The organism is Streptomyces sp. 71268, from assembly GCF_029392895.1.
Taxonomy (GTDB): Bacteria; Actinomycetota; Actinomycetes; order Streptomycetales; family Streptomycetaceae; genus Streptomyces.
On sequence record NZ_CP114200.1, the window covers coordinates 7,511,908 to 7,527,435 of the forward strand.

The 15,528-nt window shown below is 73.5% G+C and carries 4 protein-coding genes; all 4 read left to right on the forward strand.

Annotated elements, in window-relative coordinates; all coding sequences use genetic code 11:
* The first annotated feature begins 847 nt into the window (after nt 1-847).
* The 4 genes from fabD (at nt 848) to OYE22_RS30125 (ending at nt 15,505) form a co-directional block, all read left to right on the forward strand.
* A complete protein-coding gene (fabD, locus tag OYE22_RS30110) occupies nt 848-3,244 on the forward strand; it encodes an ACP S-malonyltransferase (RefSeq protein ID WP_277323342.1) in 2,397 nt (798 codons plus the stop codon).
* Nucleotides 3,245-4,063, forward strand: coding sequence for an enoyl-CoA hydratase/isomerase (locus tag OYE22_RS30115; protein WP_277323343.1), 819 nt, complete (start codon nt 3,245-3,247; stop codon nt 4,061-4,063).
* 205 nt (nt 4,064-4,268) lie between these two features.
* Entirely contained in the window at nt 4,269-8,315 is a 4,047-nt protein-coding gene (locus OYE22_RS30120; RefSeq protein WP_277323345.1) for a beta-ketoacyl synthase N-terminal-like domain-containing protein, read from the forward strand.
* Complete coding sequence (locus OYE22_RS30125; protein ID WP_277323346.1) at nt 8,309-15,505, forward strand: SDR family NAD(P)-dependent oxidoreductase; 7,197 nt, start codon at nt 8,309-8,311, stop codon at nt 15,503-15,505. The genes OYE22_RS30120 and OYE22_RS30125 overlap by 7 nt, the downstream gene beginning before the upstream one ends.
* Nucleotides 15,506-15,528 lie beyond the last annotated feature (23 nt).

The window sequence follows — 15,528 nt, forward strand, 5'->3', positions numbered from 1 at the left end:
GCGCATAAACGCAAGCGGACAGTATATGTGGCGAGCTTTACGGGTCAACGCTTCGGACACTTCTGAATTATTCTGGACATTTACGGCGGCGGTGATGTGCTGTGGGGTGTCCAAAGTGAAGCGGAATGTTAAGTTCCTCTTCTTGTGCCGGCCTGGTCGGATGTAGAGGCGATATGGTCTACGAGGAACCAGAAACCGTGACAGTTCGATCTCCCCCGGTAACCGCTCGCAGCGGAGTTGCGCCCGGCCCATTAATGGGGTGAAATGGCGCGCAGCCGTTCGGGGATGTGTCGGGGTGTCACCGTCGATGTCCGCTTGTGCGTGCGTCGGGCGGTACCTCACCTGTGATGACGCGGGGACCTTGTTGCTCGCTGTTGCGTGGACAGGTGCACCCGTGTATTTCCGCACGCGCTCATGTGCGTTTTCTATGAAAGTCCATCGGGGGATTGATCATGGGTCTGGCTGGTTTGCGCCCGGAATGTGCTGTTCCACGGGTTCTCGTGCAGTTGGCGCCACGTCCGCGCCTCGGGGATAGCCCCCGCGTCACACCTCCCTGTTTCCCCGGTGGCATTCCGGGTCGAGACCGAGTGGGAGTTTTCCGTCCCGCCAAGCAAGCCGTCACGGTCGGCAACGGGCCGCTTACCTGCGCGTCCTGACGGCCTTACGTCCGGCCGATATCAACTACCACCGCGCCGTGCGCGCGGCGAATGGCCACGGCCGCCAAGCGGCGTGGTTGGTCCGTGATTGGCAATGAGTTGTGCGCCCGTAATCGGATGGCGATGAACGCCACCCGATTGCGACGGCATTCCGGCTTCCTATGGGCGTGTGAAAGGACAGGCAACCCATCATGGTGGCTTATCTCTTCCCGGGGCAGGGGTCCCAGAAAATCGGCATGGGCGCCGAGCTCTTTGACGATTTCAAAGAGCTGACGGACACCGCCGACGAGATACTGGGCTATTCGATCCGCGCGCTGTGTCTGGAGGGCCCGGACGAGCGCCTGAACAACACCCGGTACACCCAGCCCGCTCTGTACGTCGTCAACGCGCTCAGCTACCTGAAGCTGCTGGCCGAGGGCAAGGCGCGCCCCGACTACGTCGCCGGACACAGCCTCGGTGAGTACAACGCGCTCCTGGCCGCCGAGTCCTTCGACTTCGCCACCGGCCTCCAACTGGTCAAGAAGCGCGGAGAGCTGATGGGCCAGGCGTACGGCGGCGGCATGGCCGCGGTCGGCGGCCTGGAGGAGAAGGAGGTGCACGACGTCCTGCGGGAGCACGGCTTCGACTCCATCTCCGTGGCCAACCTCAACTCGCCCTCGCAGATCGTCGTCTCCGGCCCGCGCGAGGACGTCGAGCGCGCCAAGGACGCCTTCCAGGCGGCGAACGTCCGCATGTACACCGTCCTCCAGGTCAGCGGTGCCTTCCACTCCCCGTACATGGAGCCCGCGCAGCGCGAGTTCGCCGCGTTCGCCGACGGGTTCGCCATCAAGGCCCCGACCATCCCCGTCATCGCCAACGTCACCGCGCGCCCGTACCGCGCCGACCGGGTCGCCGACACGCTCATCACCCAGATCTCCTCGACCGTCCGGTGGAGCGAGACCATTCGCTATCTGATGGGCAAGGGCGAGGAGGAGTTCCTCCAGGTCGGCCCCGGACACGTGCTGACCAGCCTGACCCGCAGCATCCGCCGCAACGCCGAACCGCTGATCGTCACCGCCGAGCAGGAGGAGCGGGAGTCCCGACAGTGGGCGGCCGCCACTTCGGCCCGTACCCAGCCCCTCGCCCCGGCCGCGAGCGCCGCCCCCGCGCCGGCGGCCGCCCAGACCCCGGCCCGCATACCCGCGCCCGCGCCGGCCGCCGAGCGCGTACCGACGCCCGCGCCCCAGCCCGCCGTCGCCCGCACGATCCTCGCCACCGACCTCGGCAGCGCCAGCTTCAAGCGCGAGTACGGCCTGCGGTACGCCTGCCTGACCGGCGGCATGTACCGCGGCATAGCCTCGCCCGAACTCGTCGTCGCCGTGGGCAAGGCCGGCATGCTCGGCTTCCTCGGCACCGCGGGCCAGCGGCCCGAGCGGGTCGACGACGACATCCGCTTCCTCAAGCGCCACCTGGCCGGCGGCGAGGCGTACGGTCTCAACCTCGTCCACGACCCGGGCCACCCCGAGCGCGAGGACGCCCTGGTCGACCTCTACCTGCGGCACGAGATCCGCACGGTCGAGGCGTCCGCGTTCATCGCCATGACGCCGGCCCTGATCCGCTACCGGCTGACCGGCCTGCGCCGGGACGCCGCCGGACACGTCGTACCCCGCGGACGCGTCATCGCCAAGGTCTCCCGCCCCGAGGTCGCCCGCGCCTTCCTCAGCCCCGCCCCCGCCCGCATCGTCGAACAGCTCCTCGCCCAGGGCCGTGTCACGGCCCACGAGGCCGAACTCGCCCGCGAGTTGCCCGTCGCCGACGACCTGTGCCTGGAGGCCGACTCCGGCGGCCACACCGACCAGGGCGTCGCCCTGGCCCTGATGCCCGCCATGCGCCGGCTGCGCGACGACATCACGGCCGAGCGCGGCTACCGGCGGCGGGTGCGCCTCGGCGCCGCCGGCGGAATCGGCACCCCGGACGCCGCCGCGGCCTGCTTCCTGATGGGCGCCGACTTCCTGACCACCGGGTCGATCAACCAGTGCACCGTCGAGGCCGGCACCAGCGAGCAGGTCAAGGACCTCCTCCAGGACATCAACATCCAGGACACCGGCTACGCCCCCGCGGGCGACATGTTCGAGTACGGCGCCCGCGTGCAGGTGCTCAAGCGCGGCGTGCTCTTCCCGGCCCGGGCCAACAAGCTCTACGAGCTGTACAAGCGCCACGACGCGCTGGAGCAGCTCGACGCCACGACCGCCGAGCAACTCCAGAGCCGCTACTTCAAGAAGAGCTTCGCCGAGGTCTACGCCGAGGTCCGGGCCCACCACCCGCAGCGGGAGATCGACAAGGCCGAGAAGGACCCCAAGCACAAGATGGCCCTGGTCTTCAAGTGGTACTTCGCCCACGCCACGCGGCAGGCCCTCAGCGGCTCCGACGAGGGCCGGGTCGACTTCCAGGTGCAGTGCGGCCCCGCGCTCGGCGCGTTCAACCAGTGGGTCAAGGGCACCGCCCTCGAAGACTGGCGTCGCCGGCACGTCGCGGACATCAACTACCGCATCCTGGACGAGGCGGCCGCGCTCATGGGCCGAAGACTGGCCTCGGTGGGAACAGAGTAAATGGGCCACGAGACACTCCGCGTAGAGCGCCAGGGCCAGGTCCGCCGCGTGCGGTTCCACCGCCCCGAGCGCGACAACGCCATCAACGACGCGATGATCCGCGAGCTCCACCAGGTGCTGGACGACTGCGAACGGGACGGCGCCAGCCTCGTCGTCCTCGAGGGATCGGCCGAGGCGTTCTGCGTCGGCGCCGACTTCGGCGACTTCGCCCCGCGACCCCGACCGGGCGCCACCGAGGAGCCGGCGGAGTACGACCCGGCGCCGCTGTACGACCTGTGGCTGCGCATGGCGACCGGCCCGTACATCACCCTCGCCCACGTCCGGGGCAAGACCAACGCCGGGGGAGTGGGCTTCGTCGCCGCCAGCGACGTCGTCATCGCCGACACCAGCGCCACCTTCAGCCTCTCGGAGCTGCTGTTCGGCCTCTACCCCGCGATGGTCATGCCGTTCCTGACCCGGCGCGTCGGCTTCCAGCGGGCCAACTACCTGACGCTGACGACCCGCGCGATCGACGCCGCCCAGGCGACCGAATGGGGGCTGGTCGACCGCTGCGCCGAGCGCAGCGGGCCGCTCATCGCCCAGCACCTCGGCCGGATGAGCAAGCTCTCCCCGGACGGCATCGCCCGGTACAAGCGCTTCATGAGCACCGAGATCGCCCCGTTGCACCAGCACCGCGAGGGCGCGATCGCCGCGAACCTGGAGATCTTCTCCGACCCGCGGAACCTCCAGCGCATCACGCGCTTCGTCGAAGACGGCATCTATCCCTGGGAACAGCGCGGTCCGCACGGCACCTCGCGCGCGGATGAGGGAGCAGTATGAGGATCACCTCCGACGGGAGGCCCGCGCCGGCACGGCCAGCGGCGCGCGTCCACCACCTGCCCACCGAGCGGGCAGGCGACCCGAGAGCGCCGCACGCCCCGCGCCCCGGATCGGGTCAGGCCGGCGTGGGCGCCGGCGTACGGCTGGCGCGGACCACCGTCGAACGACTGGGCCCGCGACCGCTCACCGTCCAAGGGGTAGCCGCGTGACCCAGACCGCCCCCTCCCGGACCGCCGCCCCCGGCGCGGCCGTCGCCGTCACCGGCATCGGCGCCCGCCTGCCCGACGCCCGCGACCACCGCGAGTACATCGCCAACCTGCTGGCCGGCCACAGCTCCCCGACCGAGATCTCGCCGGAGCGCTGGGACGCCGCCGCGTTCTACTCCACCGACGTGGCCGAGCCTGGCAAGACGGCCAGCAAGTGGTGTGCCCAGGTCGCCCACCCGTACGACTTCGACCACACCTTCTTCCGCGTCTCCCCGCGCGAGGCCGCCCTGATGGACCCCCAGCAGCGGCTGCTCCTCGAGGAGACCTGGCACTGCGTGGAGGACGCGGGCACGCCGCTGGCCGCGCTGCGCGCCGCGCGGACGGCCGTCTACGTCGGCGCGATGGCCCGCGACCACCTCCAGGAGGCGGCCAGGGACAGCGGGTCCGTACAGAGCCACTCCGCGCTCGGCGGGTACGACAGCCTGCTCGCCAACCGGCTCTCCCACACCCTGGGCCTGCGCGGGCCCAGCGTCTCCGTGGACGCCGCCTGCGCCGCCTCGCTGGTCACCGTGCACCTGGCGATCAACGCGCTGCTCGGCGACGAGGTCGACTTCGCCCTGGCCGGCGGCGTCAGCCTCAACCTCCACCCGTGGAAGTACATCTCCTTCTCCAAGGCCCGCATGCTCAGCCCCACCGGGCTGTGCCACACCTTCTCGCAGGACGCCGACGGGTACGTGCCCGGCGACGGCGTGGGCATGGTGCTGCTGCGCCGGCTGGAGGACGCGGTACGCGACGGTGACCACATCTACGGCGTGCTGACCGGCAGCGCCGTCAACCACGGCGGCAGCCGGGCCACCATCACCGCCCCCACCGTCGAGTCCCAGCGCGAGGTCATCTCCGCCGCTCTGGCCCGCGCCGGCGCCGACCCGCGCACCATCACCTACGTCGAGGCGCACGGCACCGGCACCTCGCTGGGCGACCCCATCGAGGTGGAGGCGCTGCGCCAGGTGTACGCGGCGGCCTCGGCCGACGAGCACTGGTGCCGCGTCGGCTCCGTCAAGCCCAACATCGGGCACCTGGAGGCGGCCGCCGGCGTCGCCGGGCTCATCAAGGTGCTCATGATGATGGCCGAGCGCCGGGTGCCGCCCAGCATCCACATCAGCGCCCTGAACCCGCTGATCAAGCTGGCCGGCAGCCCCTTCGAGATCACCCGGGAGCCCGCCGACTGGCTGCCCCACGAGCCCGGCGCCGCCCTGCGCGCCGGCGTCAGCTCCTTCGGTATGGGCGGCGTCAACTCCCACCTGATCGTCGAGGAGTACACCGAGGGCGCGGGCCCGGCCACCACCGGCTCACGGCCCGCCGGCAAGCGCCGCGCTCGCCCCTCCACCCGCTACCCTTTCCTGCTGTCCGCCCGTTCCCCGCACTCGCTCGACCTGCTGCTCGACCGCTGGCGCACGCTGACCGCCACCCCGGGCGCCGGGCTCGGCCCCGTCGCGGACGTCTGCCACACCCTCGCCGTCGGCCGCGAGCACGCCACGGCCCGGATCGGCGGCCTGGTCAGCGGCGAGCGGGACATCGCGGCACTGGTCGCCAAGGCCGGCGAGCCCGCCGTACCGCCCGCCGACCGCACCTGGCGCCTAGCCGTGGGCGAACTGCGCCCGCCCGCCCGGCAGCGGCTGCGCGAACTGCTGGCCACGCCGCCGTACGCGGAGGCCGCCGAGGAGTTCCGTACCGGCTCCGACGACGCGCAGGCGGCGCTGCGCGCGCTGCGCCAGGGCGACCGAGGCGCGCGGTCGGCCGCCGTGTTCGGGCTGCTGACGCTGCGGGTGCTGCTGGACCTGGGCCTCGCCCCGGCCAGCGTCACGGCGCACGGCGCCGGCGTGTGGCCGGCGCTGGCCGCCACGGGCGCGCTCGACTGGCCGGCCGCGGCGGAGTTCGTCCGTGGCAAGGCGCCCGAGAGCGCCCCGCTGCGCGCCCCGCGCCTGCCCTTCACGGAGCCGCTCACCGGCCACACCTTCCCCACCCACCCGCTGGACGAGAGCTACCTCGCCGAACTCCTCGACGGCCTGGTCCTCAGCGGCGAGGAGACCGCCGCGGTGTGGGCCAAGGCCGGCCAACTGGTCGACGGGCAGCACACCTTCCGCGGCCACCTGCGGGCCTGGAACCAGGAGCTGGAGTGGCGCGGCCGGCAGGACTGGCGACTGCCGCTGGACAGCGCGGAGTGGACCACGCCGCCGGCCGCCGCCACGACACCGGCCGAGGTCTTCCGCGTCCTGGCCACCCAGCACGCCTTCGACCTCGTGGACCGCAAGTGGAGCCTGCCGCGCGACCCCATGGTGCGCGACCGGCGGGCCCGCGAGGTCCTCGACCTCCTCGCGGACGGCGTACTCACCCGCGAGCACCTACCGGCACTCCTCGCCGACGGCGCCGACGGCCGGGCCCAGGTCGCCGCCGACCTGCTGGCCCGCGCGGTGCGGCCGGCGCCGGACGGCGAGTACCCGGTGCTGCGGGCCCGCGCCGGGATGTCGGCCACGCCGGACCAGTTGCGCGAGTGGGCCGCCACCGGCGCGCACGACAGCGCCGCCACGGCCGGGCCGCTGACCGCGACCCTGTGGATCGGCGAGCCCGGCACCACCGGGCCGGCGGACGTGGTGATCGACGGCGATCTGGCCCTCGCCGACATGCTGGCCGAACCGCTGCTGCGGTTGTGGCGCGCGGGCGTCGACATCGACTGGGACCGGTACTTCGCCGGCACCCCGCGCCGCTCGCTGCCCCTGCCCACCACCGAGTTCGTCCGCACCACGCACCGTGCCCCGCGGCCCGCGCCCGCTCCGCGCCCCGCCGCCCAGCCCCAGCGCCAGCCCGAGCCGGCGAGCCAGATCGCCCCCGCGCCGTCGGAGGCGGAACCGGCGGCCGGCCCGACGGCCCCGACCCCGGCACCCGTCCAGGCCCTGGCCGACGGGGACGTACGGGGCTTCGTGGAGGGCCTGTTGGCGGCCGGTCAGCACGCCAGGACGCTGCTCGACCGGTGGGCCGACGGCGCCCCCGCACCGCTCCCCGGCCTCGACCCGCCACCGGCCCCGGCGGCGCCCCGGCCCCGGACCGAGACCGCCGACGGACACCAGACCGCCGGCGCGGTCGGGACGGACGGCGTGGCCGCACCGGTCGACGGGCCGGTGGACACCGTCCGCCGCCCGCACCCCCTCGTGCACGAGAACGTCTCGGACTTCCAGGAGGAGCGCTTCCGCACCTCCTGGACGGGCCACGAGCCCCTCCTGCGCGACCACCTCTCCCACGGCCGTGCCGCGCTGCCGGACGCCGCGTGGATCGAGGCGGCCCGGGCGGCGGTCGCCCTCGCGCACGGCCGCGACGCCCAGCACGTCGGCGTCCGCCTGACGGACCTGACCTGGCACGAGAGCTACCGCCACGAGCCGGACGCACGGCCGATCGACATCGCACTCGTGCAGGGCCCGGACGGCCTGGTCGACTTCGACTGCTACCAGCGGCGAGCGGACGACGGCGAAGGCGCCGACGACGTCCGCCTGTTCTGCCAGGGACAGGCGGCGCTCACCACGGTGGCGGCCGAGCCCGACCGGGTGGACCTGCGCCAGTACACCGACGGCACGCGGCCGCACGGCTCGTCGGCCGACCTCGACGCCGCCCTGCGCCGCGCCGGGCTCCAACAGGGCGCCGCGTACCAGGCGCTCAGGGCCGTCTGCCGTGGCGACGGCCGCCTGGTGGCCGAGCTGAGCCTGCCATCGGCACCGCGGCCGGTCGCCGGAGCGTTCGTCGCCCACCCAGTGCTGCTGACCGTGGCGCTCCAGGTGGCGGCGCTGTGGCCGGAGCCCGCGTGGCCCGCCGCCGTGGCACCGGCCGCGATCGACGCGGTCACCTTCCACGGCGCTCACGCGGACGAGGTCTACGCGATCCTCACCGCCTCCACCGCCCCCCAGGCCCTTGACCTCGACATGCGCGACAGGAACGGCCGGCTACTGGTCCGCCTGTCCGGTATCCGTTTCGCCCACAGAAATGAGGGGCCATGCTGACCAACCCGGACGTGACCATCCCGGACGACCTGCACCTGTTCACCGAGGACTGGCAGGAGGCACCCGCGACGGCGGCCTCGCCAACGCCCCGGCACCGGTGTGCCCTCGTGCTGCTCTCCGACGAGCGGGAGCAGGAGCGTCTGCGGCGCGCGCTGGTCGCCGACCAGCCCGACCTCACCGTCGTCCACGCCGCTCGTGGCGCCGACTACCGGCGGCTCGCCGCCGACCGGTACGAGGTCGGCGGCGACCTGGAGGCGGCCTACCGCGCGCTGCTGCGGGACGTAGCCGCCGAGCACGGCCCCGTCGACGTCATCGCGCACCTGTGGGCCACCGAGCCCGCCGGCCGCGACCTGCTGTGGCGGCCCGACCCGCTGCGCGCCCTGCTCCGGGTCGTCGCTGAGGAGGCCGCCCGGGACGGCCGCGCCCCCCGGCGCGTCGTACTCGGCGGCGCCTTCGCCGACGGCGAGGAGCGCAGCGCCCTCGAGGCGTGGTGGGGCTTCGAGCGGTCGATCGGCCTCGTCGTGCCGGGCACCTCGCTCACCGTCCTGGGCCTGGACGAGGCCACCGGCGACAGCGCGGAGATGCCGAGCGCCCTGGCCGCCGAACTGGCCGCCGCCGAGCCGACCGGCGCCCTGCGCACCGGGGGCCGCCGCCTCGTCCAACGGGTGCGCCCCGCCACCCTGCGACCGGGCCCCGACGCGCTGCGCACCGGCGGCACGTACCTGATCACCGGCGGCGCCGGCGGCCTCGGCGCGATCTTCGGGAGCTGGCTCGCCCGCACCTACGGGGCGCGGCTCGCGCTCGTCGGCCGCCGCCCCGCCGACGACCCCGCGGTGCGCGCGCGGCTGGCGGAGCTGACCTCGGCCGGCGCCGGGGCGACCTGGTACGGCCAGGCCGACGTGGCCGACGAAGCGGCCCTGACCACGGTGCTGCGGGCCGCCACGGACCGCTTCGGCCGCGTCGACGGCGTGCTGCACGCCGCGGGCGTCGAGGCGCACGGCAGCATCGCCGACCGGGACGCGGCGACCTTCGCCCGCGTCCTGGAGCCCAAGATCGCCGGCACCCGCGCGCTGGAGCGGGCCCTCGCCGGCCTGCCCCAGGCGCCCGACTTCGTGTGCTACTTCTCGTCCAGCGCCGCCGTCCTCGGCGACTTCGGGAGCTGCGACTACGCGGTGGCGAACCGCTTCCAGGTCGGCTACGCCCGCCACCTGGCGCACCAGAACCCCGCCGGGCCCAGGCGGCTGGCCGTCAGTTGGCCGCTGTGGCGCAGCGACGGCATGAACCTGGCCGACGCCGACGCGGGCGACTTCTACCTGCGCTCCAGCGGGCAGCGCTACCTGGAGCCAGCCGAGGGCACCGCCCTGTTCCGGCACCTCATCGCGCAACCCGAGGCGGCGTACCTGGCCATGGTCGGCCAGCGCGACCGCATCCACGCCACGCTGCGCGTCACCGCCGACGCCGCGGCCGTTGACGACGCCGACGCCGACGCGTCGGCCACGACCCAGACCCAGGAGGCGGCGCGGGTGCGACTCGAAGACGACGGTGCCGACCTGGCCGACGCGCTGCGGCGGGACCTGAAGAGCGTGGTCAGCCAGATCATGATGCTGCCGGTCGAGAAGCTGGCCGGCGACGAGAACTTCCGGGACTTCGGCTTCGACTCCATCACGCTGGTGGAGTTCGCCGGCGTGCTCTCCGAGCGGCTGGGCCTCGACCTCACCCCGGACGTCTTCTTCAGCTACTCCACCCTGCACACGCTGCACGAGTTCCTGCTCACCCGGCACCGGGCCCAACTGGCAGACCACTACGACCTCGCGCCCGTGGCCCGGCCCGCCGCCGAGGCCGTCACCGCGCCCGTGCCGCCCGCTGGGCCGACCCGGGAGCCGGCCCCCGCCCCGACGCTCGCCGACGCGAACCCGGCACCCGACGCGACCCCCGCTCCCGAGGCGGCGCCCGTACGCCCCGGCGCCAAGCTGCGCACCCGGCGCGGCGACGGAAGCCGCTTCGCCCCCGCCAAGCCCCCGGCCGAACCGCACGCCCCACAGGCGGAGGCGGTCTCCCTCGCCGAGGCGGCCCCGCAGCCGCTCGGCCAGCAGGCATCACAGGGCCAACAGGTCCAACAGGTCCAACAGCCCCAGCGGTACGAGCCGGTGGCCGAGCCCGCGCACCGGGCGGCCGCGCCGCGACCCGCCTCGCACGCCGCCCCGGCGCGGCGGCCGGATGGGCCGGACGTCACGCGGGACGCGGTCTCCGTCGACGAACAGTTCGCCATCATCGGCATGAGCGGGCGGTTCCCCGCCGCCCGTACGGTCGAGGAGTTCTGGGACCTGCTGGCCGAGGGCCGCAGCGTGATCGGCCCGATGCCGCGCGAGCGGCGCGAGTGGTGGGCCGACGACAAGCGGCGCTCCGTCGGCGCGATCCCCGGCATCGCCGAGTTCGACCCGCTGTTCTTCGAGATCGCGCCCAGCGAGGCGGCGGCCATGGACCCCCGGCAGCGCCTGCTGCTTGAGGAGATGTGGCGGGCCCTGGAGGACGCCGGCTGTGGGCGTGAGCAGTTGGCCGCCGAGCGCGTGGGTGTGTTCGTCGGTGCCGAGGAGGGTGACTACCGCTCCCTGGCCTTCGCCGAGGAGCGCATCACCTCCAACCACAACGCGGTGATGGCCGCGCGCCTGTCGTACTTCCTCAACCTGACCGGCCCCGGCATCGCGATCAACACCGCCTGTTCCTCCAGCCTGGTGGCGCTGCACGAGGCGTGCCTGAGCCTGCGGCACGGGGACTGCGACACCGCGATCGTGGCCGGCGCCAACCTGCTGACGACCCCCCGCGAGTACGACGTCATGGACGGCGCCGGCATGCTCTCCGCGCAGGGGATCTGCCGCGCCTTCGACAAGCGGGCGGACGGCATGGTGCCCTCCGAGGCCATCACCGTGGTCGTCCTGAAGCGGCGCCCGCACGCCGAGCGCGACGGTCACCGCATCTACGCCAACATCCTGGCCAGCGGCGTCAACAACGACGGCCGGACCAACGGCATCACCGCCCCCAGCGGCAACGCCCAGGCCCGCCTGCTCCAGGAGGTCTACCAGCGCGCGGGCATCTCGCCGGACTCGCTGAGCCACCTGGTCAGCCACGGCACCGGCACCCGCCTCGGCGACCCCGTCGAGATCAACGCGCTGGCCGAGGCGTTCCGGCCGCACACCGCGCGCACCGGATTCTGCGCCCTGACCTCGACCAAGCCCAACGTCGGCCACGCCCTGGCCGCCTCGGGTCTGGTCAGCCTCATCGGCCTGGTCGTCGGCATGCGCAAGGAGATCATCCCGCCGAGCATCAACTGCGAGGAGATCAGCGACTTCGTCAACTGGTCCGAGAGCCCCTTCTACATCAGCCGCGAGGCACACGCCTGGCCCGAGCGGGCGGGGCAGCCGCGCCGCGCCGCGGTCAGCTCGTTCGGCTTCAGCGGCACCAACGCGCACGTCGTCATCGAGAGCCACGGCACCGCCCGCGACGAGGTGGCCCACCTCGGCGACCAGCCCGCCGCGCCCTGGCACCTGCTGGTGTGCTCCGCCAAGACGGAGGCGGCGCTCTCCCGCCAGCTCGCCAACCTGGCCGACCACCTGGCCGCGCTGCCCGCCGACGTCGGCCCCGGCGTCATGGCCTCCGTCAGCCACACCCTGCTCGCCGGCCGGCACCACTTCGCGCGCCGCTGCGCCCTCGTCGTACGGGACCGCGCCGAGGCGGTCGCCGCGCTGCGTCGGGCGGCCGACGGGCACGACGGGCCCGAGGTGGTGCGCGGCAGCGCGCCGCGTGACTTCACCCCGAGCGCCGCCGAGACCCGCGCGCTGCGCGAGCTGGCCGCCGAGGCCGCCGGCGACCGGGGACCCGGCCTGCTGACCGAGCTGGCCCGCTCCTACTGCCAGGGCCACGAGCCGGCCGCGTTCGCCGGCCTGTGGGGCGCGAACCCGCCGCGGCGCATGGGTCTGCCCAGCTACGCCTTCGAGCACGCCGAGTACTGGGTCTCCGCCGCGCCCGTCACCACGACGGGCGCGCCCACCGCCCACCTGCACCCGCTGGTACACCGCAACGTCTCCGACGTCACCTGCCAGCGCTTCGCCTCCACCTTCAGCGGCCCGCACGACGCGTACGGACTGCTCTCCGACGGCACCGCGCAGACCGGAGCCCTGCTCGAACTGGCCCGCGCCGCCGTGGTGTTGGGCCTGGGCGGGGGAGCGCGGCCGATCGCGCTGCGCGAGGTGGCCTGGCACGCGCCGGTCACCGTCCCCGACGGGGACGACGGCACGACGCCACTGGAACTGCGCGTGGACCTGCGGGACGCGGGCGAGGGCCGGGTCGACTGGGCGATCTACGCCGGCGAGGGCGATGACGCCTACCTGGTCTGCGACGGCGAGGCCGCCCCCGTCGCCACCCCGACCGGCGACGACCACCCCGCCGCGCTCGACCTGCCCGCGCTGCGCGCGCTGCCGGGCCGGGACCGGGTGCTGGTCGAGCTGGACCCGGCGCCCCACGAGACGGACGGCGCCGAACTCGTCCTGGACTCGGCGCGGTTGGAAGCCTGTCTCGCCGCAGCCCGGCAGCGCCTTGGCTGGGGCGCCGAACAGGGCACGGTCACCACCGTGGCCGAGGCCGGCTTCGCGGCCACGGCCCAGCCGCTGTGCTGGGCGCTGGTCACCCCGCGCGCGGACGGGCCCGCGGACGCCTGCTCGCTGACCGTGGAGCTGGCCACGGCCGACGGCACGGTGGCCGTCAGGTTGAGCGAACTCACCCTGCGCCAGGAGCGGGCCCGCCCGCGCGCGGCGGCCACCGTGGCCCAGGCGCCCGGCGAGGGCCGCCGCCCGCAGATGCGTGGTTGGACCGTGTCGCAGTGCGTGGCCTGGGAGTTGGCCGACGCCGCGGGACAGGTGCTCGCCATCCCGGCGCAGGAGCTCGACGCCGACGAGAACCTGGCGAACTACGGCATCGACTCCCTCAACATCGCCAAGTTCGCCACCACGCTCAGTGGCCGGCTCGGCCTCACCCTCACCCCCGACCTGTTCTTCAGCCACCCCACCCTGGGGCGCCTGGCGAACTTCCTCCTCACCTCGCACGCCGAGCACATGGCCGCCCGCTACCGCGAGGGCTCGTCCGCCCCCACGGCGCCGGCCGCCCCGGCTAGCGACCTCAAGCGCCGCTCGGAGCGCTTCGCCGAGGCCGTGCCCGCGCGCGCCACGGCCACCGGCGCCGCCGAGGAGCCCATCGCGATCGTCGGCATGAGCGGACGCTTCCCCGACGCGCGCACCGTCGACGAGCTGTGGTCGATCCTGACCGAGGGCCGCAGCGTCATCGGCGAGGCGCCGAAGGAGCGCGCCTCGTGGCACTCCACCGAGGAGCTGCCCGAGGGCCAGCAGCCGCCGAAGTTCGGCTCGGTGCCGGGCATCGCGGAGTTCGACCCGCTGTTCTTCGAGATCTCGCCGCGCGAGGCGGAGCTGATGGACCCGCGCCAGCGGCTGCTGCTCCAGGAGATGTGGCGGGCCCTGGAGGACGCCGGCTACGGCGAGCGGTCGCTGGCCGCGGGCAACGTCGGGGTCTTCGTCGGCGTCGAGGAGGGCGACTACCGCTACCTCGTCGACGACCAGGCCACCGTCACCTCCAACAGCAACGCCATCCTGGCCTCGCGCCTGGCCTACTTCCTCAACCTCTCCGGCCCCAGCATGGCCATCAACACCGCCTGCTCCTCCGGCCTGGTCGCGCTGCGCGAGGCGTGCCTGAGCCTGGCGTACGGGGACTGCGACACCGCCATCGTCGCCGGCGCCAGCCTCATGGCCTCCGACCACGACTTCGTCGCCATGGACAAGGCCAACATGCTCTCGCCCGACCGGACGTGCTACGCGTTCGACCAGCGGGCCAACGGCATGGTGCCCGGCGAGGCCATCGCGGTGCTCGTACTGAAGAAGCAGCGCGCGGCCGAGCACGACGGCAACCTCGTCTACGCGACGATCCTCGGCAGCGGCATCAACTACGACGGCCGCACCAACGGCATCACCGCGCCCAGCGGCGAGGCCCAGACCCGCCTGCTGACCTCCCTCTACGACCGACACCACATCTCGCCGGACACGCTGGAGTACGTGGTCAGCCACGGCACCGGCACTCGGCTCGGCGACCCGATCGAGACCAACGCGCTGGCCGAGGCGTTCCGCTCGCGCACCGACCGCACCGGCTTCTGCGCGCTGACCTCGATCAAGCCCAACATGGGGCACAGCATGGCCGCCTCCGGCCTGGTCAACCTCATCACCCTGGTGACGGCCATGCGCAAGGAGACCATCCCGCCGAGCATCAACTGCGAAGAACTCAGCGACTACATCGACTGGGACAACAGCCCCTTCTTCGTCAACCGCCAACCCCGCCCCTGGCCCGCGACGCCGGGCCGGCCCCGACGCGGCGCCGTCAGCTCGTTCGGCATGAGCGGCACCAACGCCCACGTCATCCTCCAGGCGTACGGCACCGAGCGCGAGGACGCCGCCGGCCACACCGGCCGCACCTTCCCGCAACACCACCTCCTCCTGGTCTCCGCCAAGACCGAGGAGGCGCTCCAGGAGCGGCTGACCGGCCTGGCCGACCACCTGGCGGCCCAGCCCGCCGACGACGCCGGCTACCTCGCCTCGGTCAGCCGCACCCTGATGACCGGCCGGCACCACTTCGCGCTGCGCTGCGCCGTGGTCGTCCAGGACCGCGAGGACGCGGTCCGGCTGCTCCGCGAGGCGGCGGCCGGCGTGAAGATCCCCAACCTGGTCCGTGGCACGGTCAGCCGCGACTTCGCCCCCAACGCCACGATCGGCAAGCTGATCGAGGGCCTGGTACGAGCCAGCCGCACGGTGTGGGGCGACAGCGAGCGGTACTCGGACCACCTCACCGCCCTGGCCGAGTTCTACTCCCAGGGTTACCCGCCCCACTTCGAGGGCCTGTGGGAGAGCCAGCCCCGCCTGACCAGCCTCCCCGGCTACCCCTTCGGCACGGAGCACTACTGGGCGTCCGCCGCCCCGGGCAGCGCCCTGGCCGTCGCCCCGCAGGACTCCCGCCTCCATCCGCTGGTGCACGAGCACACGTCGGACGGCAACGTCATCCACCGGTTCAGCTCGAAGTTCTCCGGCCGCGAAGCCTTTCTGAACGACCTGCTGATTCCCATCGAGAACACCACTCGCTGAGCAGCGGCACTTTTAGCAGGAGG